Genomic DNA, 22,528 nt, shown 5'->3' on the forward strand with positions numbered 1-22,528 from the left:
GCCGGTCATCGTCCAATGCTCTGTCTAAAGCCGCGCCACCTGTCGCCGATACGCCTTACCTAGAGCGTCATTTTCATTTATTCGGACAGTCACACAGCAGTCCCGCAAGGAGCATATTCGGCATGATCGTCGGCATAGATCTCGGCACCACCAACAGTCTGGTCGCCGTATGGCGCGATGGCGGCACGCAACTGGTCAGCAATGCGCTGGGTGAACTGCTGACGCCCAGCGTCGTCGGTCTGGATGACGACGGACAGGTGTTGGTGGGCAAGGCAGCCCAGGAACGTCTGCAAACTCATCCGGGCACAACCACGGCGCTGTTCAAGCGGCACATGGGCAGCGCGCATGAAGTGAAGCTCGGCGCGCGCAAATATCGCCCGGAAGAGCTGTCGGCGCTGGTGCTGAAAAGCCTGAAAGCAGACGTCGAGCGGGCGTTCGGCGAGCCGGTGACTGAAGCGGTAATCAGCGTGCCGGCGTATTTCAGCGATGCGCAGCGCAAGGCGACAAAAGTGGCCGGCGAACTGGCGGGCCTGCAGGTCGAGAAACTCATCAATGAACCGACCGCGGCAGCGCTGGCCTACGGGCTGCATCAGAAAGAAGGCGAGACGTCGTTTCTGGTATTTGACCTGGGCGGAGGGACATTCGATGTGTCGATCCTGGAGCTGTTCGACGGCGTCATGGAGGTGCGCGCCAGCGCCGGGGATAACTTCCTCGGCGGCGAGGACTTCGACAACTTGCTGCTTGAGCACTTCGTGGCGCTGCACAAGCAAGAGAGTGAATTTCCACCTGCATTAACCGTGAAGCAATCCCTTCGCCGCGAAGCCGAGCGCGTGCGTAAAGCGCTGGGCCAGGAAGCGAGTGTTGATTTCGTGCTGCGTCATGGCGATCGCGAGTGGCGCAAGCCAGTGACCCAGGAGCAACTGATCGAGCTCTACGCGCCCCTGCTGGACCGTCTGCGCGCCCCGATCGAACGAGCCCTGCGTGACGCGCGCATCCGCGTCGCCGATCTGGATGAAATCCTGCTGGTGGGCGGCACCACGCGCATGCCGCTGATCCGTAAACTGACGGCCAGCCTGTTCGGCCGCTTCCCGTCCATCACGCTCAACCCCGACGAGGTGGTCGCTCAAGGCGCAGCAATTCAGGCCGCCCTGAAAGCGCGCGACTCGGCGCTGGAGGAAGTGGTGCTGACGGATGTGTGTCCGTACACGCTGGGCATCGAGACCACCCAACGCATCGGCGAGCATTTCGAAAGCGGCCATTACCTGCCGATTATCGAGCGCAATACCGTCGTTCCGGTGAGCCGGGTCAGGACTGTCAGCACCCTGAGCGATCATCAGCAATTCGTCATTGTGAGGATCTTTCAGGGCGAGAGCCGCAAGGTGAAGGGCAACGTGGCCCTGGGCGAACTCGAGATCAAGGTGCCTCGCCGTCCTGCCGGTGAAGTCGACCTGGACGTGCGGTTTACCTACGACAACAACGGCATTCTCGAAGCCGACGTGCGCATTCCGATGACCGGAGAAGCGCATACGCTGGTGATCGAAAACAACCCCGGCGTGCTGACGCCTGCCGAGATTCAGGAGCGCCTTAAAGCCCTCGACTCGTTGAAGACGCATCCTCGCGAGCAGCAAGTGAACACGCACATGACTGCAAAGCTCGAGCGTCTGTATCAGGAGTACCTGGGTGAGGCGCGCGAGATGGTCGGGGCATGGGCCAGCCAGTTTCAGCACGTGCTCGAAACCCAGGATGAACGGCAGATCAGCGAAGTGCGCAAGCGGCTCACCGAGCAGGTCGAACGCTTCGAGCGAGGGGAATGGTAAGCGCCATGAACCCTTGGACTTTGCTGGGCCTGAACGACGATGCCGATGAGCGGACCGTCAAACGTCAGTACGCAAAACTGTTGAAGGTCACACGACCGGACGAGGATCCGGAGGCGTTTCAGCGCCTGCGGGAAGCCTACGAGCGAGCGCTTGATTGGTCGCGAAATCGTGCCGACGAAGACGATGAGTTCGACTCGCCTGCGGTGACCATCGGCCAGGCATCGGCGCACTCGGTCGAGACCGTAACGTCAGCGCACACTACGCACGATCTGGTTCAGCCGGCACCGGATGCCGAAGCCATGGCGCGGCAGGCTGCACGCGTGCTGGTGGAAGAGACCACCGCAGAAAATCTGCCGCGCCAGCATCAACGCGCTGTGGAACAAGGCTGCGATCTGGCCTTCCAGCAACGCTTGCTTGATCGGTGTCTGGAAGCACATTCGTCTAACGGCGATGTGCTTGAAGCCGCGATCAACCAGCTGCAATGGCTGACGCCGTGGCAGTCGTTACGCATCAGCGCAGACCGGGAAATCCAGCTGACCCAGCGATTGCTGGACAGTGAAGGCGCGCGGCTCGAACGCGCGCTGGCCGAAGGCAAAGAGCGCCAGTTTCTTGCGGCGTTGCAGGCGCTGGCTCAGCAACCGTGGCTGGCCTCGCTGGAACGCCGCGATCAGCTGCAGCGCTGGGTCATGTTCTTTCTGCACAACCACAAAGGCTGGACGGCTGCGCTGTTCGACAGGGTCTGCGAGCTTTTTGGTTGGGACGACCGCAAGGGCGTGTTTCCCGAGCCGGAGTTTATCTGGCGGAATTTGATCGAACGATGCGAGAAGTACGCCTACATCGAACACTGGCAGCGCCTGCTGGCGGGCGGCAAGACTGACAGCGTCGAAGAGAAGGCAGCGCGGCTGGTGCTCCAGCCGGGGCGCAAGGTTGATCGGCTGCGACTGGCGAGATTCTGCAGCGCGGACGTGTGGATTGCCTGCGAGCGCCTGTGCTCGACGATCAACAATCGCTATCCGGAAATGCTCGACGTCTTCCCCGAGGCGGATCTGCAGAGCTGGCGAACCTTGCGGGTTGAGCCGATGAACCCGGCTGTCTGGACATGGATTGGCTGGGTACTGTTCACAGCTTTTTTCATGATCCCGAACGAGATGATGAAAGGCACTCTTGATGGCGTGAAAGCGGCGGTGATGCTGCTGATGTATCCGTTTTTCATGACCGGCCTGTGCCGGATCGCTATGCGGGTCTGGCGCCCGGTGTGCCTGGCCATCGAAGACGCAGATGAATGGCTCAGCGACCTGCTGCTTCCGGAGTGGCTGCATTGGCCGGCATCGCAGGCACTGGTCGTTCGGCACGGTGTGCCGCTGGTTCTGATCGGGGTGATCCTTTCGTCTCAAGGGCCTGCCGCGGAGCTGTGCTACACGCTGCTAATGCTGGCCTGGATCTTTCTGTCGCCCTATCGCCACCCGCAGATTTACGCCCCGATTCGCGAAGCAGTAAGGACATTCCTGCACGTAAACGCGCGCAAAATATTCCTGTCGATCGGCGTCATCGTAGCGTCTGCAATCTACATGAGTCTCTACCCGCTGCCACCGAACCCTGTGCACACCTCGGGCTCCGGACAAGTTGCGAAAGCGCTGCCCGGCCAGCTTGATTGCAGCAGCGAGCAGGCAATGGATTTAATGGACAAGGAGTGCAGAAACGCGGTGCTGCCTGAGCGTTGCGCGAACTATTCGCGAGAGCAGAAGATCAGCCAGTGCTGGCGGCTTCGAACCCGGTTGCAGCGTGAACTGGACAGTCAGGCGTCGCCCGGCCATTAGTCTGGGCTGGCCAGCGCATTCGACATGGAGTACACGTGTCGGATGCTCTGGCTCGCTGATTCCAGCCCGTCACGATTTCTAAGACGCCGGGTTGATCAGGGGAACAATGAGCGCTGAGGGAGCTCACACCTCTTGCCTTTGAACCGTCCTGTTGGTGACCCCTCTATGGAACACGTACTTCCGGAAGCCTGGCTGAACGCATTGCCGTTGCCCTGGCTCAACACCCTCGTGGCCGCCGCCGTCGCGATCGGCATCGCACTGTTGGGACGCTGGATTGCGCTGGTCTTGCTCCGCCGCGTCGCCAAGTCGTTCGTCTTCGCCCAGCAGCTCATTCACCGGGCCGAACCGCCCACGCTGTGGCTGATCCCGCTGCTGGCCCTGCAAACGGTCTGGACCTCCGCCCCCGATGACCTGATGTTGATCAACGGCGTCCGGCACCTGAACGGCATGCTGGTGGTGGCCGGGTTTACCTGGCTGGCGTTGAGTTGCGTGAAGGCGATTGGCGAAGCGGTCGCGATCCGAAACCCGCTGGACATCGAAGACAATCTCCAGGCCCGCCGCATCCAGACCCAAGTGCGGGTGCTGGTGCGCTGCCTGAATGTGCTGGTGCTGTTGTTCGGCACCGGATTGATTCTGATGAGCTTCCCGCCGGTGCGACAGATCGGCACGAGTCTGCTGGCATCGGCAGGGCTCGCAGGACTGGCCGCCGGTTTCGCCGCCAAGCCGGTGCTGGGCAATTTAATTGCCGGCCTGCAAATCGCAATCTCTCAGCCGATTCGCCTGGATGACGTTGTGATCGTTGAGGGTGAGTGGGGTCGCATCGAGGAGATCAGCGGCACGTACGTGGTGCTGAAGATCTGGGATGAACGGCGGATGGTGATTCCGCTGCAGTACTTCATCGAGAAGCCCTTCCAGAACTGGACCCGCAGCACGTCGAGCCTGATTGGCTCGGTGTTTTTGTGGGTGGATTACGCGTTGCCACTGGAGGAGTTGCGCGAAGAAGCGGAGCGCATCTGCAAGGAAATCCCGCACCTCTGGGATGGCCGCGTCTGCGTGTTGCAGGTGACTGACACCACCGCCAAGGCGATGCAATTGCGGGTGTTGTTGAGCTCGGCGGACTCATCACGCAGCTGGGATGCCCGATGCCACATGCGCGAGCGGCTGATCAGTTTCGTCGCCCGGCAATATCCGCAGTGCCTGCCTCAGCTGCGTGCGGAGATGTCCTCGCGCACCGTGCAGCCGGAGCGCGAAGGCCACGAAGCGCCCACAGAAATCGCGCGTCAGCCGCCGGTCTGACGACAGTTAAAAGCAAGTTGTCCGGCCACCTCAGCGGTGGCCGGACCAGACTCACTGCCCGCCGCTGAACATCACAAACTTGCCCATCATCATTGCGGCAAACTGTTGCGCCGGCATCTTCACGCCGTTGAAGTCCACCACGTCGTTGGCGTAATGCAGGCTGGAGACGATGTTGTCGCCCTCGACCTTGCCTACTTGCAACATGACCGCCATGCCACCCACCGATTCCGCTGCGCCCTGCGCCTGTTGCGCGATGGCGGCAGGGTCGGTCAGACCGGCAGACTTGGCACGCAGTGCGGCCAGGTCCTTGATCATCGGCTTGGAGAGCACCAGTTTGGCGTCAAGCTGAGTGAGCAACTGCTTGAGCAATTCCGCACCCGGCTGATCAAGCGCCGAAGGGTTGCCCAGGTCCATCGACAGGCTGAACTGGCTCTCGCCGCTGGCTGTTTTCAGCGAAAGCCTCTCCAGCTCGATGTGCGGCTTGGCGCTCAGCAGTTTGCTGACCTCTGCCTGCACCAGCGCCTCATCAGCCGGGCTTAAATGCGGCGTGTAGGTTTCACCCATCGCTGCGGCGGCCTGGGCTTGAGGCTGAACTTTCTCCTGATAGATCTTCATCAGCGCCTGGGTTGACGCGATGTCGAAATTGCCGAACTTCCAGAGCATCTGCATGGCGCCGATGTCGCTGCCGTTGAAGCTGATGTTGCCGACGTCGTAGGTCACCTGAGCATTCAAGTTGCCTTCCACTTCCTGCAACAGGCTGGTGTTGACGAAGTCCTTGAGCTGAATGGCCGGTTGGCCCGCCGCCTGGAATGTCGCCGAGGCGATTTTCGCGTCGGTATGACCCAGGTAGAAACCCGATTTGCCCTTGGTGCCACCGGTGTTGAAGGTGAAGTCCTTGAGCGTCAGGTGCACAGGGCCTTCTTCGGAAGTTGCGGTGACGTCGACGCTGCCCAGTACACCGTTGGCTTCGAGCTTCTGGCCGTCGCCCGAGCCCGAGGCATTCAGGGTGAAACCGGAAAACTTGAACGCGCCGGTCTGATCGGTGAATTCAAACGGCAGCAATTCAACACGACCCAATGCGGCGCGGTCGTAGCCCATGCTGAAGTGGCCGGTCAGCGGCGGCTGGCCGTTGGTCATGGCAAACCATTTTTCGGAGAAGGCGTTCTTCTCGATCTGCATGTTGCTGGCGGCCATGACCGGCAGCAGTTGCAGCGATTTCACGCGGCTCCACGGCAATGGGCCGTGCTCGATGTTATCGACAAACAGCAGCTCGACCGGCTGACCGTCATTGAATTTGGGGTCCTGGATATTCAGCTTGTAGTGCGCAGTGCTGGTGAAAAAGTGGCGGTCCAGAGAAAGGAGCTCAACACTCGCCTTGCCTTCATGCCCGACAAACGCGGCTTGAAGCTGCTGATTGCCTTGCTGGATGGCGTCGTTGAGCGCGCCTTCCAGCCGTTTTCCGGTGTACCAGGCCCCAGCGGTGACGAGGACGCCCGCAACCACAATGACGCCTACGGCGATGTTGACTGATTTTTTCATGTGTCGACTCGAAGATGTCCGTTCTTGAAGAGAGGTCTTGCCTTCCTTGACCCCGGAGGGTTTCGGCGCCACACAAAGCGGCCGTGCAGCACCTTGCGCTGCCGAGAGCCCGGCGAGATTAGCACTTGGCGAGAACGTTTTGCAGCCGTTGCGCCTAGCCACGGCGTTCGCCGAAGCGTTAGGCTGGACGCCAATTTGCTAACGGGATCGATGAGATGAGCGAAGTGCAAAAGCCCAAGGGTGCGGTCAAGGCGGTGATCTTCGACATGGACGGCCTGCTGCTGGACACCGAAGGCATCTACACCGAAGTGACCGACACCATTGCCAAGCGGTACGGCAAGACGTTCGACTGGGCTGTGAAGCAGCATTCCATTGGCCGCGGCTCTCAGGATTTCGCCGAATACGTGATCAGCGCGCTCGAGCTGCCGATGTCTCCCGAGGAGTTCCTGACCGTTCGCCAACCGATGCTGGACGAGCGCTTCCCCCACGCCGTGCCGATGCGTGGCGCCGAGGCACTGGTGCGGCATCTTGCCGAGCACAACATTCCGATCGCGGTGGGCACCAGCTCATCCCTTCACTATTTCCACGCGAAGACGAGCAATCACCGCGCCTGGTTCGAGCTGTTCAAAGACGTGGTGACGGCGGATCACGCCGAGGTCACGGCGGCCAAGCCTGCGCCGGATATCTTCCTGGCTGCAGCGCGCCACTTGGGCGTGGACCCGAAGGATTGCATTGTGTTTGAGGATTCCCCTTTTGGCGTCACCGCTGCCAAGACCGCAGGGATGTACGCCGTGGCCGTGCCGGACTCGCACATGCCGATCGAGCAGTACGCACACGCCGACCTGATATTGGGTTCGCTGACCGAGTTTCCGCTGGAGGATTGGGGTTTGCCGGGGTTTGCCCGCTGATCACGCTATAGGTGTAGGAGCGCGCTTGCTCGCGATGAGGTTGGCACATCTGCCAAATCTCCCGCGCTCGAAAAGGCGGCTTCGCGAGCAAGCTCACTCCCACAGGGACGGTGTTGGCTGCACGCCATCGGGCTCACGTTCGCGGCAATCGCGTGATAGTTACGCTACACCCCAACCCGCAAATCCACCCCCAACGCCCGCGCGAACGCCTTGACCAGCGGGCTTCGTGGGGCGTTGTGTCTCAGGATGAGGTTGACGGGCGTGCGCAGGAAGATCAGGTCGGGGCGCAAGGCGCGGAGTAGGCCGTCGCGGATCAGATTGCGCGTGTAGTGCTCGGGGAGAAAGCCGATGAAGCGGCCGGTCAGGATCATCATGGCCACCGCTTCTACCTGAGAGGCTGATGCGCACTGGCTGTCCGAATTAACAAAGCTCGCCTTGTCGCGATGAATCGCATAGCGATGGTTCACGATATCGAATGCGCGCAGGCTATCGATGCCCAGGGTGCTTTCATCCGCCTCGAACAGCGGATGCCCTACTGCGCAATAGGCGTGGGAGGTCTCTTCGTACAGCTCGAAATAATCAAACTCTTCGCGCCGCTGATACACCGGCACGATGCCAAGACTCACGCGCCCTTCGACCATTGCGCGCTCGACTTCATCCAGTTGAGACGCTTGCAGGCGCAGTCTGACTTTGGGCGCTTCATCGTGCATTGCTCTAAGCGCGGCAATGAGCGGCGAACTTTCATCGGTCAGGGTGTTATCAATTACGCCGATACTCAAATCGCCAATCAACTCGTTTTGCGCTGAACTAATCCGGTCGCGGAAACTGTCCACCGAGGCGAACAATTCGATAGCCGCCTGATAGACAAGCTTGCCCTCTTCAGTGAGATGAAACCCTTCCCGGCCTCGTGTACAGAGGCGCATGCCGATACGAATTTCGAGGTCGGAAATCTGCTTGCTGATGGCTGCAAGGCCCACGTTCAGCTCGTTCTGGGCGGCGCTGAAGCCACCCGCCTCCACAACGGCCTGAAACACCCGCAACAGCTTGAAGTCCATTCCGCTGAGAGTAAGAGGGGGTCGCATTCCCGGTTTAGGCGGCACGTTTCCAGAATTGGAAAGTGGAGTTTCCATAATGCTTATTGACCTCGCCTATTGGATTCAACAGGCTCTGACTCACAACAAATACGTGCCCGGTTGATAATAATGAACACAGAAAAACCTGATTGGCAACCGCGCACGCGGCACTTCGCTACATAGGCCGAAAGCGGATCCAACATTAAATAACCTGACACTTTGATCAGGACTTTAAATTCGTAACTGCCCTCTATCCAGGACGATTCCATGCTGCAGCGGCGGGCCTGCGTTGCGGCGGAGGCTGGGTAGGGTTGCCCAGATCAGGCAGGCGCGGTCTGCACACAGCTTCGGAGAGACACATGAATCAGAATCAGGCGGAGCAGCTGCAAGCCGAGCGCAGAAATACCGAAAACGCGTTCGACATCACCCAGTACGAACACGTCCCACGCCGCTATTACGGGCGCATTTTCTTCGCGACCCTGATTATTGTTGCACTCGCCGGCCTGGCCCGTGCGTTTGCCAACGGGCAGATCGAGTGGAGTTACATCGGCCAGTTCCTGACTTCAGAGGCCATTCTGTGGGGACTGCTGAACACGATCGTCATGTCGATTCTGGCGATGGTGCTTGGGGTGGTGATCGGCGTGGTCACGGCCATCATGCGCATGTCGGCAAATCCGATTTTGCGTTACGTCGCGATCACCTACACCTGGCTGTTTCGCGGCACGCCGTTGATTCTGCAGTTGCTGCTGTGGTTTAACCTGGCGCTTATCTTCCCGGTCATCGGCATTCCCGGCGTGTTCGAGATCGACACGGTCAGCCTGATGACACCCTTCGTTGCTGCACTGCTGGGCCTGAGCATCAATCAGGGCGCGTACACCGCAGAGGTCGTGCGCGCAGGCTTGCTGTCCGTGGACACCGGTCAGTACGAAGCCGCCAAGTCGATCGGCATGCCGCGCCTGCAGGCTCTGCGCCGGGTGATCCTGCCCCAGGCCATGCGCGTAATCATCCCGCCGGTCGGCAACGAATTCATCGGCATGGTGAAGATGACCAGCCTGGCCAGCGTCATCCAGTATTCCGAATTGCTGCACAACGCGCAGAACATCTACTACGCCAACGCCCGGGTCATGGAGTTGCTGATCGTCGCGGGCATCTGGTACTTGGCAGTGGTGACGGTCCTGTCGTTCGGCCAAAGCCGGCTGGAGCTGCGTTTTGCCCGCGGCGCCGGCAAGCGTTCGTAAGTCAGGCCCAGGAGAGTGAACATGAGAAACATCGTCAAAGCCGTCGGCCTGAACAAATACTACGATCAGTTCCACGCCCTCAAAGACGTCAGCATTGAAGTCGAACAAGGCGAAGTCCTGTGCATCATCGGGCCCTCGGGCTCGGGCAAGAGCACCCTGCTGCGTTGCGTCAATCAGCTCGAAAAAATCGACAAGGGCGGTTTGTGGGTCGACGGCGAACTGGTGGGCTACCGCATCGTCGGCAACAAACTGCACGAACTGACGGATGCTCAGATCGCCCGTCAGCGTTTGTGCACCGGCATGGTGTTTCAGCGCTTCAATCTCTTCCCGCACATGACTGCTTTGCAGAACGTGATCGAGGGCCCGATCCAGGTGCTCAAGCGCTCGCCCAAAGAGGCCACCGAGGAAGCCACCGAGTTGCTGGCCCGTGTCGGGCTGGCGGACAAGCGTCATTCCTATCCCGTCGAGCTCTCCGGCGGCCAGCAACAGCGTGTCGCGATCGCTCGCGCACTGGCGATGCGGCCCAAGCTGATGCTGTTCGACGAACCCACTTCCGCCCTCGATCCGGAGTTGGTGGGCGAGGTGTTGTCGGTCATGCGTGACCTGGCGCACAGCGGCATGACCATGATCGTGGTGACACACGAACTGGGCTTTGCCCGCGAAGTTTCCAACCGGATGGTGTTCATGGACGGCGGCCAGATTGTGGAGGCCGGCACCCCGGAAGACATTCTAATAAGCCCACAAAACCCTAGAACCCAAAGCTTCATTTCTGCCGTTCGCACTTAAACCAGAACAAACGAGAACGACCATGAAAAAGATCCTCATCCCCAGCTTGCTCGCCGGTCTGATTGCCTCTGCGTCGGTGTTCGCCGCGTTGCCCGCCAGCCTCAAGGAGAAGGGCGAAATCACCGCTGCCATCGTCCCTAATTACCCGCCGATGGATTTCAAAGACACCAGCACCAACACGCTGACCGGCCTCGATGTGGATCTCGGCAACGCCTTGGCCGAGCGCCTTGGCGTCAAGATCAAATGGCAGGAAACCGCGTTCGAGCAGATGGTCAGCGGCCTGGTAACCAAACGCTTCGATATCATTCTGTCGGGCATGACCGACACGGTCGAACGGCAAAAGTCGGTGACATTCATCGACTACTTCGCCAGCGGCCCACAGCTGTACACACTGACTAAAAACGCTGACCTGAATGAGCCGGTTGATTTGTGCGGCAAGAAAGTCGGCACCAGCCGCCGTACCACCTGGCCGGCGGAAATCGCGGCCTGGAGTAAAGAAAACTGCGAAGCGAACGGCAAGCCGGCGATCATCGTCAGCGGCTCGGAAGGGTCGGCGGATGCACGCGCGCAACTGCGTCAGGGCCGACTCGACGCCGCGATGCAAGGCAGCGAAACCATTCCATACCTGATGTCCCAGGAGAAGGACACCTACAAGCCGCTTGGTCTGGCGATCTCGAAGCAGTTCACCGGCCTGGGCGTCAGCAAGTCCAACCCTGAACTGGCGGCGGCCATCGCCGAGGCGATGCAGGCGATGGTGGATGACGGTACCTACGGCAAGATCCTCAAGAAGTGGGAGCTGGAACAGGGCGCGGTGACCAAGGTCGGCATGAATCAGGGGCACTAGTAGACGGTCGATCAGCAACGACCGCTCATGTGGGAGTGCCATACCGGTGCTCCCGCAAAGGATTACGCCAAGGCTCTAACAAGGACGGAAGAAACGACAGTGGCCACCTACTCCCTCGTCATCCGCCGGTTGATGATCTGCTCGCTGACCATCATCATGAGCCGAGCGATGACCAGCCCGTTGCTGTCGCTGTTCCTCAGCACAAGATTGGGACTCAACCAGCAAGACGTCGGACTGCTGATGGGCATCGCGGTGTTCATCGCCACGCTGCTGGGGCTGTACGGTGGCTACGTCATTGACCGGCTGGAAAAGCGCAAATTGCTGATCCTGGCGATGCTGTCCAGCGCCGTCGGCTTCGCGCTACTGACCTTCGCCCACAACGTCTATCTGACGACCCTTACGCTGGTCATCACTGAAACGGCTTCGGCGCTGTTTCTAATCGGCTCCAAAGCAATCATCAGCGAAAACCTGCCCATTGGACAGCGCGCAAAGGTTTTCTCGCTGCGCTACACCCTCACCAACATTGGCTACGCGACCGGCCCGATGCTCGGCGTGGTCATCGCCGGGCACCTGCCACTGGCACCGTTTTTTATCGCCAGCGCCATCGCGTTCTGCAGCCTTTTTTTGATGCTCGGCATTCCGCGCACAGCGGCTGAAACCGAATACCTACCGCGCAGCTTTATCGACACCCTGGTCACGCTGAAAAACGATCGCACGCTGATCCTGTTCACGGGCGGCAGCTTGCTCAGCACCATCGTCCATGGCCGGTATACGTTGTACTTGTCGCAGTTTCTGCTGGTCACGCACACGGCGGAGCAGGCGCTGAAAATCTTGTCAGCCGTATTGGCGTGCAACGCGCTGACGGTCATTGTGATGCAGTACCAGATCGGCCGTTTTCTCAAGCGCGAGCAACTGCCCTACTGGATTTGCCTCGGCACTGCATTGTTCGCGATCGGCCTTGTTGGCTTCAGTTTTGCCGAAACCACCCTGGCCTGGTGCGCTGCGATGTTCGTCTTTACGCTGGGCGAGATGATCATCTACCCCGCCGAATACCTGTTCGTCGACACCATTGCGCCCGATCACCTTCGCGGCAGTTACTTGGGTGCGCAGAATCTGGCGGCCTTCGGCGGAGCGTTAAGCCCGGTTATCTGTGGCTACTTATTGATCAATAGCCCCGCGCCAACCATGTTTTACGTCCTCGCGTCCCTGACTGTGGTGGGCGGTACATTGTGCTTTCTGGCCGGGCGACACGCGAAGCTCACTCACGCTGACATCTCCCTCTGACCCTGCGCTCGGCGACATGCAGTTCCGTCAATTTGTCACTTTTCAAACGCTGCCCAAACAGGTGAGTATGTCCGGCCTAGAGCTGTCGGTCTGATCGGTCTTTACGAGACCCCTTGCAAGCTTGTCCCAGACTGTCCTGATTTCCACTTCCCCGACGAAAAGGATATCGAGCAATGAAATACCGCACCCTTGGCCAATCCGGCCTCCAGGTTTCAACGCTGACACTGGGCTCCATGATGTTTGGCGTGCAGACCGGCACCGAAGAATCCCTGCGCATCATCGACAAGGCCTGGGATGAAGGCGTCAATTTCATCGACACGGCCAACGTCTACAACGCCGGCCGGTCTGAGGAAATCGTTGGCGAGGCCATCGCCAGACGGCGTAGCGAGTGGATCCTCGCCACCAAGGTCGGCAGCAGCTCGGGCAACACTGCACCGAACACCAGCGGTTTGAATCGCAAGCACATCTTCAATGAAATCGAGGCCAGCCTGCGGCGTCTCGACACCGATTACATCGACATTCATTACCTGCACAAGGAAGATCACAACACGCCACTCGAAGTGACTGTGTCCGCCATCGGCGATCTGATTCGCGAAGGCAAGATCCGGTACTGGGGCGTGTCAAACTTCCGCGGCTGGCGTATCGCCGAGGTGGTTAACGTCGCTCAGCGCCTGGGCGTCGACAAACCAGTGATCAGCCAGCCGCTGTACAACATCGTCAACCGCCAGGCCGAACTGGAGCAGATCACAGCGGCGAAGTTCTATGGCTTGGGCGTCGTGCCCTACAGCCCGCTGGCGCGTGGCGTGTTGAGTGGCAAGTACGCCCCCGACGTAACGCCGGACAGCAGCACCCGCGCCGGCCGTCAGGACAAGCGCATTTTGGAAACCGAATGGCGCAGCGAGTCGTTGCACATCGCTCAGAAACTTCAGGCGTATACCCAGGCCAAGGGCGTGGGTCTGGTGGAATTCGCTATCGCCTGGGTGCTGAACAATCAGGCCGTGACGTCTGCCATTGTCGGGCCGCGCACCGAGGACCAATGGGACAGCTACACCAAGGCGCTCAGCGTGAACATCACTGCCGAGGACGAGGCGTTCATCGACTCCCTTGTGACACCCGGACATGCATCCACGCCAGGTTTCAACGATGTGCAGCATTTCGTAACAGGCCGTTATACCTGATACCGATCGACTGAGAAGCCGGCCTCAAGTGCTGCAAACGAAGTCCGTAAGCGAGGCTGGACATCGCGGTCCCAATCCCGATTGATGGCAGTACCTGCACGCGCAATCCCTTGTAGAATGCCGCGCCGAGACTGCCTGCCAGACTTGTATCAAAGTTTGACAAGGCCACAATGGGTCTCTAGTGTTCCATTGGATCCAATAACTGTTCAGCTGAAGAAGATCAAGCATGCGCAGGACTGAGAAAGAGCAATTTCTGCGGGAAACCCTGGGTGATGAGCAGCCGCCTGCGCATCTGGCCCGTACCGTCATCGAAGAAAAGCTGCGCAGCGCCATCCTTGAAGGACGTCTCCCGGCAGGAATCGCCTTGCGCCAGCAAGAGCTGGCGACCCTTTTCGGTGTCAGTCGCATGCCCGTTCGCGAGGCGCTGCGGCAGCTGGAAGCTCAATCGTTGCTGCGTGTCGAAACCCACAAAGGTGCGGTCGTTGCCCCGTTGATCAACGAGGATGCAACGGATGCCTATGCGTTGCGCATCCTGCTGGAGTCCGAGGCCCTGCGACAGTCAATCCCGCTTCTGACCGCCGAAGACATCAGCATGGCGCGTGGGTACATCGAACAGCTCGAGGTCGAAACCGACTACAGCATCATGGGCACGCTCAACCGTCAGTTCCACATGGTGCTGTATTCCAAGGCCCACAATACCCGCCTGCTCAAATTGGTCGAGGACGGCTTGAACGAGGAAGAGCGTTTCCTGCGATTCAATCTCAAGCAAATGAACCTGGGCAAGGTGTCCCAGCACGACCACCTTGAGTTGCTTGAGATGGCCGCCGCCGGTGATGTCAACGCTACGGTCGAGGCGCTGACTCACCACTTGAACCGTGGTGTTGAAGCTATTAATGCCTATTTGAGTGCCCGCAAGGCCGAAGAGGCAAAACCTGCAGCGGCCCCACGAAAGCGCGCCGTCACCCAGTGACATTCACTGCTGTTTTTTAATCTCGACCTTGCGCGCCACTGCCTGATTGGCCGAAAAGCACAAGGGATCAACGGACGCCGTTCATGACGGCGTATGCGCCGAAGGACCCGGCTCCACGGTTATGACGCCTTTTCAAGGCTCGGGGAAGCTGAGTGCACGCCGAAAAGAACAAATGGCTGATGGTGGTCAATTCCGGACAACCCGTCAGAACACGTCTGATTTGCTTCCCTCATGTCGGAGGCGATCCGGAGCACTTTCGTGACTGGTCCGAAGGCCTTGCCGATCACATCGAGCTGGTAACGCTGCGCCTGCCCGGCCACGGCAGCCGGCTCAAGGAAACGCCCTACGATCAATGGGCACCCTTGCTGCAAGACACCTTCCTCGCGTTGCAGCCCTACCTGAGCGAACCCCATGCGTTTTATGGCCACAGCTTCGGCGGCCGGGTCGCTTATGAAATGGCCAGACTGGCGCAGAATCACTACCCGAGTCTGACACGTCATTTGTTCGTTTCCGGCTGCCGTAGCCCTGACAGCCGACAACCCTGGCCGTATTTGCACACGCTGCCGCAAGACGATTTCATTCAGGCGCTAATCAGGTTGGGCGTGGTCCCGAACACTTTCGCGCAGGATAAAAAACGCCTGAAGCTGCTGGAGCCTGTCGTGCGCAGCGATGTAAAGCTGTCGGAGATCTGGTCACACTGCGCGGACGAGGGCCTCGATATTCCGTTGACCGGTCTGTACGGCAGCGATGATCCGGTCGCTACGGCCGCAAGCATGATGAAATGGCGTGAGTTCACTCGGCGGGAATTTGAGCTGATCGAAGTGCGCGGCACTCATGACTTTCTCAGCTCGCAACGCGACCGTCTGCTGCACATCATCAATACGCACCTCGGTTTGCTGGGCGGCTGAGCCGCCCTCTCCCACTGCATCGACTCTTTAAGCCCCCCTTCTAACCTCTCCTACGACTAAAAGCCGCCGCGCCACGCTTGGGCCGAGCGCCGCTAATGCACCTATCGTGAAACTTGGCCGTCGTTACGCGGTGTACCGCCGTGTTCAGGCAAACTCGAACAACGAATCGGTCTGCAGCCGGTTCAGGACAGGCAGTTCTCATGGAGCGGTAAAAGGAGCATTGCCCTGGGCGGAGACATTGAAGTTAAACCCTAAATGTCGCCCAAACCAAAAAATCTCAAAAAGTGTATTAGCCCAATAAAGCGCAACGCTGAACGAGGTATTCGTTCATTAATTTCAATTCTGGCTCTAATAAGCCGGAAGGGTTGCGCTCGCCCCAATAAAACTTTATTCAAAAGTTTTATTGCCTTCACTCATGTCGGATTTTTATGCGCTATTAATTATATTAAAAAGTATTTGCGAAACCATTTGAAACTGTTCTAACGTTTTCTGGCCGCCAACGCTTATCGGCCATTCGCCCATAACCGCTGGTCAGCGAGGGCATAGACCACGTGAGCATGCCTTATTAAATCCTGCACGGTTGTTGACCATTAACGAAGTAACGTTCGCAGTCTCTTATTGCCCGATAGTTACGGGAGTCCGTTTCAGTCGCTCTTATACGGGCACTTAAGACGACCGCTAATTGCGGCAATTAAAAGAGTTTGTGACGTACTCAATCTCATCAAGGACGTAAAAATGGATCTGTTAAAACAGCAACTTATCGCAAAGAAATCAGTGCTCAGCGCGCACCCTGTTTTTTCCGAAATTGATTCACTGCACGCTCTGCAGCGGTTCATGGAGGTGCATGTGTTCGCGGTCTGGGACTTCATGTCACTGACCAAACGGCTGCAGCAGGAACTGACCTGCACCCGACTCCCCTGGTTGCCGCCGCGAGACCCGAAGGCAGCGCGGCTCATCAACGAAATCGTGTTGGGTGAGGAGTCAGATGACAGGCCGGGCCGCCACGATCATTACAGCCACTTCGAGCTCTATCTGGACGCCATGCGCGAGATCGGCGCCAGCACGGCGCGCATCGAGCAGTTCGTCGGACTGTTGCGCGAAGGCGTTCACTACAAAACGGCGCTGAACAGCGTCGGCGCAGGCCGAGCGGCCACTCACTTCGTCCGCGATACCCTCGACATTGCCTTGAACGCGCCGGCGCATTGCGTCGCCGCCGCGTTCCTGCACGGCCGCGAGAGCGTTATCCCACAGATGTTCCAGCGGATTCTCGACGACTGGGGCATCACCGCCGATAAGGCACCGACCTTTCGCTACTACCTGGAACGCCACATTGAAGTGGACTCCGAAGACCACGGTCCGGCGGCCGAAGACCTGCTGGCCAGGCTGGTCGCGGGCAATGAACGGCATCAGCGCGAGGTGTATGTCGCCGCCATCGCCGCAGTCGAGAGCCGCATTGCGCTATGGGATGCCCTGCGCCTGACCATGCGCGAACCAGTGCGGGAAGTCAGCGCTTGAGCCTGGCACACGTTCGCAACCGACCAGCCCTCCACACAAGGACGCCATCATGAAAGCCGAAGACTACCTGTCATTCGTCGATGCCTGGGAAGGCCGCGCGACGATTCGGACACGCCCGCGCCGCATCGTCGAAAACGACGAAAAACTGATCTACCCGCTCAGCCGTCAGCCACTGGTGCTGAGCGAGACGTTCACTCGCGAATGCGCCCATCTGCGCGATCTGGCGCTGGTGCAGAGCCTGTACAAGTTCATCAACGACGTGGTGATTTTCGAGACCGAAATCGTCGACAAGACCGCCCGAAGCATCGCCAAAGACAACTTCGCGATCCGCTTTCCTTTCGCCTGCAGGTACGACGCCATGACCGTGGTCGTCGATGAGGATTACCACGCGCTGGTGGCAATGGACTTCATGCAACAAACCATCGCGTTGACCGGCATCCAGCCGATCCCCTTGCCGGCGGAAATTGAACTCAGCCGGGCCATCCCCGCTGCTCTGGCATTGGCGCCTCACCACCTGCGCAGCGCGGTCGAGCTCATCTGCGTGGCGATTGCCGAGAACACCGTGACCAACGACGTGGCCGCGTTCGCCAAAGACGACTCGGTGAAGCAGTCCGTCAAAGGCCTTATGGCGGACCATCTGCTCGATGAAGGGCGGCATTCCGGCTTCTGGTCGCGTCTGGTCAGGATCTACTGGCATGCAGCTCCAGAAAAGGACAAGCAGCTTATTGCGCAGGTCCTCCCGGTATTCATTGCTCAGTATTTGACCAATGACATCCAGAAGTCTTTTGATTTCGTTCTGATCAACAGCCTGCCGGTCGCAGAACCGATCAAACAAGCGCTGAGGGACGAGACGCAGGCGATGTGCTTCCCGATCAATCGCCACCATCCGCTGGTGGGCAACATCATGCGTTTCTTCACCGCCAGCTCGATGCTTGAATCCCCCTGCGTGCAGCACGCCCTTGCCGACTATCTCCCTGTCGGAGCCTTGCAATGAAGCGCTTGGAGATTGTGCTCATCGGTCACAGCCAGGCGATGAGTGAATTGAGTGCAGAGCTTGACGCCCACGGCCATCTGATTCACCACCTACGCGATCAGGCCACGCTGGAGCTGAGCGAGGTGAAGGACGCGTCAGTCTTCATTGAAGACGGAACACTCGACGTGCCACATGCCGGATTGGACGCATTTGAGGCAGCCGTGCATCTTGGGCTCCGGGTAAGCCTGACACCGGTGGGTGAGCGGGCACTGCCTGAGCTGGAATTAGTATGCTGGCTCGGGACGGCTACAGCGCAGCGCCTGATTGCGCGCCATGCCGTGGTCGCCACGTCTTCCGGCAACGGATGCGTGTTGCGGGACGCGGCGGTCGCGACGCTGGTCGACAACGTAGCGATGCTGGTCAGCCGGTTCTCGCGTGATACCGAGTATTTCGCCCGCGCCGAGCACGTTGACCCGCCCCACAGTGAACGTCAGGAAAGCCTGCTGCGGCTGGACCGACTGGCCTTCGAGCATTGCTTCAACTTCACCGACGAGCCAGAACTGCTGAGCATCGCAGAGCAGCCATTGGTAGTACGCCTTGATCGGAGCTTCAGCGAATTCGCCAAGCGCACTGCGCTGAATATCGACGGCGAGCGCATCAGCTATGACCAACTGCGCGCACACAGCGTCGCGATCCAGAAGCAGATACCGGCCATGCTGCAGCACGCAACAGCTGAACCGCTGGTGATCGGCATTTGTATGCCAAAATCTGCGGCGCTGTTCGCCGGGATCCTTGGCATTTTGGGCAACGGAGCGGTGTACCTGCCGTTGGACCCTAGCCAGCCTCTACAGCGTCAACAGTACATCCTCGAAAACGCCAATGCCGTGTTGCTGCTGCACGATGGGAGTCATCCGTTGGCGGGTGTTGTAGTGCCCGGTCTGGACATCAGTCATATCGAGATTGTGCCTACGCCGCAGTCGCTGATGCGACAGTGCCCTGAGGTCAACGCGCCCTGCATGGCGCTGTACACCTCAGGTACGACCGGACACCCGAAAGGCGTGATGCTGAGTCAGCGTAACCTAAGCCATTTCACGGCCTGGTATGCACGCTATGTCGAGCTGTCCGAGCACAGCCGGGTGCTGCAGTTCTCGACGCTGAGTTTTGATTCGTCGGTGATCGACATATTCCCCACCCTCCTCAGCGGCGCGGAGCTGATCGTGGCGAACGATGATCAGCGTCGTGATCCGCTGCAACTGTTCGAGCTGCTGGATCAGAATCTCAGCCACGCGTTTCTGCCGCCTGCTCTGTTGAGCATCCTGCCGATCGACCGACCACTGAAGCTCAAGCATTTGAGCACGGGCGGTGATGTCTGCGAGCCCCTTGTGATCGAACGCCTGGCAGCGCAATGTCACTTCCATAACCTGTACGGCCCGACTGAGGCCACGGTGTTGATCACCGCCGGCCGGTTTCAACCTGGCAGCAGCAACCGCAACCTGGGTCGCCCGATCGCCAACAGCCAAGTGTTGATCCTCGACGAGGATATGCAGCCCGTCGCGGACCAGACACCCGGCGAGCTCTACATCGTCGGTCCAGGCGTGTGCCTGGGTTACATCAACAACCCTGCGCTCAACGATGAGCGCTATGTGCATGTCGCGCTGGGTGACGGCCAAAGCGTGCGCGCCTATCGCACCGGGGACATCGGCAGATGGACGGATGATGGTATCGAATTGTCCGGTCGACGTGATAACCAGGTGAAGATCCGGGGATTCAGGGTCGAGCCTGAGGAGATCGAACATTGTCTGCGCGACAGCCAGCTGTACCGGCAAGTCGCGGTGGTGATTGATGATCAGCGACGCATCCTGGCTTTTCTCGCGCAACCGCACGGCGTAGAACCTGACACCGCTCGGCGTTTGCTCAAGGAACATGTCGCCGCTTTGTTGCCCGACTACATGCGGCCGACCGCCTACACAGAGCTGGCGAGCATGCCGTTTGCCAGCAATGGCAAGGTCGATCGCAAGGCGCTGTTGCAGCTGCCAGTGAACATGCTGGAGCAAGCCCCACGTCGTTTGCCCGCTACTAAAAACGAGAGGCTCCTCCTCACGCTGTGGGCAGACCTTCTAGAGCTCCCCCCCGGCGAGATATCAACCGACGAGAGCTTCTTCAACCTGGGTGGCCACTCGATTCTGCTGTCGCAGATGCTGCTGGGGATTCGCGGAGGGTTCGGCCGCAGCATTCCGATCAACCGTTTCATCGAGGCACCCACGCTGACCAATCTGGCGTCACTGCTCGACAGCGACGGCACCACCTCCTGGACTGTCAGCCCGCAAACACTTCTGGATGCATCGGCGCCCTTCGAGCTGCCGGTACTGCCTGTAGAGCGCATGGGGGACGTCCATAAAGTCATCGTCACGGGCGCCAATGGTTTTCTCGGTGTTCACATCGTCGAAGCGCTGTTGGCGTGGGGCGCAACCGAGGTCGCCTGCCTTGTACGTGAAAGCGCAGGGATGACGGCGCAGGATCGCTTTATTCAGGCACTGCGCGAAAACCGTCTTGAGCATCTGGATCTGGCGCGAGTACGGATTTATGCCGCCGACGTCACGCAACCACAGCTGGGGTTGAGCAACGAGGTGTATGAGCGGCTTGATCGCGAGTTTGGCGCGCTGGTGCATAACGCCGCCAACGTCAACCACGTCCAGGATTACGAGACCCTGGCCAAGGATAACGTCGAGCCGATCTTCGAATGCCTGAAGCTGTGCGAAGGGCGCAGCAAGAAGGTGTTCAACTTCGTGTCGACGCTTTCAGCCTCGAGCGCCGTCGGGGCGGACGGTAGCGTCCTCGAAGCGCCTGCTGCCGAGACACCGCCCATCTACATCAAGAACGGCTACAACCTCTCCAAGTGGGTCGCCGAGCGCATCCTGGAGCGAGCCCGTGACCGAGGCGCGTGGGTGAACATCTACCGGCCCGGTAACATCGCATTCAACAGCACGACCGGTGTCTGCCAGCCGCACAAGAATCGCCTGATGCTAATGCTCAAGGGTTCGATGCAACTGGGCCAGGTCCCGGATTTCTCCATGAGCTTCGACTTGATGCCTGTCGATTTTCTCGCCCGATTCATTGGCTTTCACGCCAGCCGTTATCAGCCAGCCCACGCAGTGTTCAACCTCCATAACCCGGAGCCGTTGAGCTGGGGCAATTACGTGAGCGCGTTCCGTGAAGCGGGCAGCGATTTCGAAATGGTCAGCGTCAGTGAGTGGCAAACCCAGTTGAAACGGGTGGACAGCAAGAACGCTTTATTCGGCGTGCTCGGCTTTTACCTCGACGGGTTAGAGGAAGACATCGGAGACATATCGATGATCGCGTATCAGAACGCCCATGCGGGTGTTCAACGAATGGGCGAGTGCTACCCCCCGAAAACCCCGGCGCTGTTGCGCAAGGGCTGCGAGTACCTGAAAGAGATTGCTTTCATCTGATACACCCCAACGCAACATCCCCTTAAGTTATGGAGAACAACATGAACGCTATTCAGCCGCTCAACACCCTCGGCTCCCTTTCGCCCGATACGCTGATCACCAATCCCGATGGAGCACCGGTGGTGTCTTCAATATCGATAAACGCCCCAGCGGGTGAGGTCTGGAAGGTCGTAGGCGATTTCGGTGGTTTCACGCAATTCATTCCGGCGCTTGCGAGTATCGAAGTAATCGGTAACGGTCCTGGCTCAGTCCGTTACAAGAAATTCAAGGAGGGTGGTCTTGCGGTTGTCGAGCAACTCAATTCTCGCGACGACAACGCGATGGCTATGACGTGGACAACTATTTACAACAATCTTGGCGTCAGCAAGCTCTGGGCCTCAATGACGGTTGTGCCCAAGGATAGTGCCAGCTGCATTGCGACCTGGACCATCATTGCTGAACCTACAGATGACAACCCGATGAGCGCTGAGGGCTTCAGAGAGTTTTTGCAGGGCTTTGCTGATGGTGCAATGAATAACGTGCCATTGCTGTTTGAGCGATAGGGGCGTTGACGGCGACGCGCCCGCTGAGCTTGTTCATCGGCAGGCTTTAAACGACAAAACCCCAGTCTGCGTATGCAGACTGGGGTTTCGGAATTCAATCTTGACGATGACCTACTCTCACATGGGGAAACCCCACACTACCATCGGCGATGCACCGTTTCACTGCTGAGTTCGGGATGGGATCAGGTGGTTCCAGCACTCTATGGTCGTCAAGAAATTCTGTGGCCGATCCGTTACTGACGCAACGCTCCAGCGAAAATGTATGACCTTCACTTAAAACAAAACCCCATCTGCTTTCGCAGATGGGGTTTCGGAATTTAATCTTGACGATGACCTACTCTCACATGGGGAAACCCCACACTACCATCGG

17 protein-coding genes and 1 rRNA gene are annotated in these 22,528 nt (G+C 59.0%); 15 read left to right on the plus strand and 3 right to left on the minus strand.

Going from position 1 to position 22,528, the window contains the following annotated elements:
- Positions 1-122 precede the first annotated feature (122 nt).
- From AC0Z8Z_RS23575 to AC0Z8Z_RS23585, 3 genes are all read left to right on the plus strand, one after another.
- The gene (locus AC0Z8Z_RS23575; protein WP_485620711.1) at positions 123-1,817 is read left to right on the plus strand and encodes a molecular chaperone HscC; all 1,695 of its coding nucleotides are present in this window, start codon (positions 123-125) and stop codon (positions 1,815-1,817) included.
- 5 nt (positions 1,818-1,822) lie between these two features.
- Positions 1,823-3,634, plus strand: a complete 1,812-nt coding sequence (locus AC0Z8Z_RS23580; RefSeq protein WP_485620712.1) for a J domain-containing protein — start codon at positions 1,823-1,825, stop codon at positions 3,632-3,634.
- Between the two features lie 165 nt (positions 3,635-3,799).
- A complete protein-coding gene (locus tag AC0Z8Z_RS23585; protein ID WP_172610098.1) occupies positions 3,800-4,930 on the plus strand; it encodes a mechanosensitive ion channel family protein in 1,131 nt (376 codons plus the stop codon).
- Positions 4,931-4,981: 51 nt separating this feature from the next.
- Here the strand turns inward: AC0Z8Z_RS23585 and AC0Z8Z_RS23590 are convergent, their stop codons facing one another.
- Positions 4,982-6,469, minus strand: a complete 1,488-nt coding sequence (locus AC0Z8Z_RS23590) for a YdgA family protein (protein WP_485620713.1) — start codon at positions 6,467-6,469, stop codon at positions 4,982-4,984.
- 215 nt (positions 6,470-6,684) lie between these two features.
- On the opposite strand from AC0Z8Z_RS23590, the gene AC0Z8Z_RS23595 reads away from it, so the two are divergent.
- The gene (locus tag AC0Z8Z_RS23595; protein ID WP_485620714.1) at positions 6,685-7,377 is read left to right on the plus strand and encodes an HAD-IA family hydrolase; all 693 of its coding nucleotides are present in this window, start codon (positions 6,685-6,687) and stop codon (positions 7,375-7,377) included.
- A gap of 164 nt (positions 7,378-7,541) precedes the next feature.
- Here the strand turns inward: AC0Z8Z_RS23595 and AC0Z8Z_RS23600 are convergent, their stop codons facing one another.
- Positions 7,542-8,507 carry a LysR family transcriptional regulator gene (locus AC0Z8Z_RS23600; protein WP_485620715.1) on the minus strand — a complete coding sequence of 322 codons (966 nt, stop codon included), beginning with the start codon at positions 8,505-8,507 and terminating at the stop codon, positions 7,542-7,544.
- Between the two features lie 302 nt (positions 8,508-8,809).
- Here AC0Z8Z_RS23600 and AC0Z8Z_RS23605 point away from each other — a divergent pair, with 302 nt between their 5' ends.
- The 11 genes from AC0Z8Z_RS23605 to AC0Z8Z_RS23655 all read left to right on the plus strand — a co-directional run bounded on the left by AC0Z8Z_RS23605 (position 8,810) and on the right by AC0Z8Z_RS23655 (position 22,158).
- Positions 8,810-9,688 carry an amino acid ABC transporter permease gene (locus tag AC0Z8Z_RS23605; RefSeq protein ID WP_485620716.1) on the plus strand — a complete coding sequence of 293 codons (879 nt, stop codon included), beginning with the start codon at positions 8,810-8,812 and terminating at the stop codon, positions 9,686-9,688.
- A gap of 21 nt (positions 9,689-9,709) precedes the next feature.
- Entirely contained in the window at positions 9,710-10,474 is a 765-nt protein-coding gene (locus AC0Z8Z_RS23610) for an amino acid ABC transporter ATP-binding protein (RefSeq protein WP_485620717.1), read from the plus strand.
- Positions 10,475-10,496: 22 nt separating this feature from the next.
- Complete coding sequence (locus AC0Z8Z_RS23615) at positions 10,497-11,318, plus strand: ABC transporter substrate-binding protein (protein ID WP_485620718.1); 822 nt, start codon at positions 10,497-10,499, stop codon at positions 11,316-11,318.
- A gap of 99 nt (positions 11,319-11,417) precedes the next feature.
- Complete coding sequence (locus AC0Z8Z_RS23620) at positions 11,418-12,602, plus strand: MFS transporter (RefSeq protein ID WP_485620719.1); 1,185 nt, start codon at positions 11,418-11,420, stop codon at positions 12,600-12,602.
- Positions 12,603-12,775: 173 nt separating this feature from the next.
- A complete protein-coding gene (locus AC0Z8Z_RS23625; protein WP_205485829.1) occupies positions 12,776-13,780 on the plus strand; it encodes an aldo/keto reductase in 1,005 nt (334 codons plus the stop codon).
- 226 nt (positions 13,781-14,006) lie between these two features.
- The gene (locus AC0Z8Z_RS23630) at positions 14,007-14,750 is read left to right on the plus strand and encodes a GntR family transcriptional regulator (protein WP_485620720.1); all 744 of its coding nucleotides are present in this window, start codon (positions 14,007-14,009) and stop codon (positions 14,748-14,750) included.
- A gap of 152 nt (positions 14,751-14,902) precedes the next feature.
- A complete protein-coding gene (locus tag AC0Z8Z_RS23635) occupies positions 14,903-15,658 on the plus strand; it encodes a thioesterase II family protein (protein ID WP_122624340.1) in 756 nt (251 codons plus the stop codon).
- 735 nt (positions 15,659-16,393) lie between these two features.
- Positions 16,394-17,173, plus strand: a complete 780-nt coding sequence (locus tag AC0Z8Z_RS23640; protein ID WP_122536713.1) for a DUF3050 domain-containing protein — start codon at positions 16,394-16,396, stop codon at positions 17,171-17,173.
- Positions 17,174-17,222: 49 nt separating this feature from the next.
- Positions 17,223-18,167 carry a diiron oxygenase gene (locus AC0Z8Z_RS23645; protein WP_485620721.1) on the plus strand — a complete coding sequence of 315 codons (945 nt, stop codon included), beginning with the start codon at positions 17,223-17,225 and terminating at the stop codon, positions 18,165-18,167.
- Positions 18,164-21,616: a non-ribosomal peptide synthetase gene (locus AC0Z8Z_RS23650; protein WP_485620722.1), complete on the plus strand. Its 3,453-nt coding sequence runs from the start codon at positions 18,164-18,166 to the stop codon at positions 21,614-21,616. Before AC0Z8Z_RS23645 ends, AC0Z8Z_RS23650 begins: the two co-directional genes overlap by 4 nt.
- A gap of 41 nt (positions 21,617-21,657) precedes the next feature.
- Positions 21,658-22,158, plus strand: a complete 501-nt coding sequence (locus AC0Z8Z_RS23655; protein WP_485620723.1) for an SRPBCC family protein — start codon at positions 21,658-21,660, stop codon at positions 22,156-22,158.
- A 98-nt stretch (positions 22,159-22,256) separates the two neighbouring features.
- Here AC0Z8Z_RS23655 and rrf read toward each other — a convergent pair.
- Positions 22,257-22,372, minus strand: a 5S ribosomal RNA gene (gene rrf / locus AC0Z8Z_RS23660).
- Positions 22,373-22,528 lie beyond the last annotated feature (156 nt).

The organism is Pseudomonas sp. 1L-C-7-B-C1, assembly GCF_057291635.1.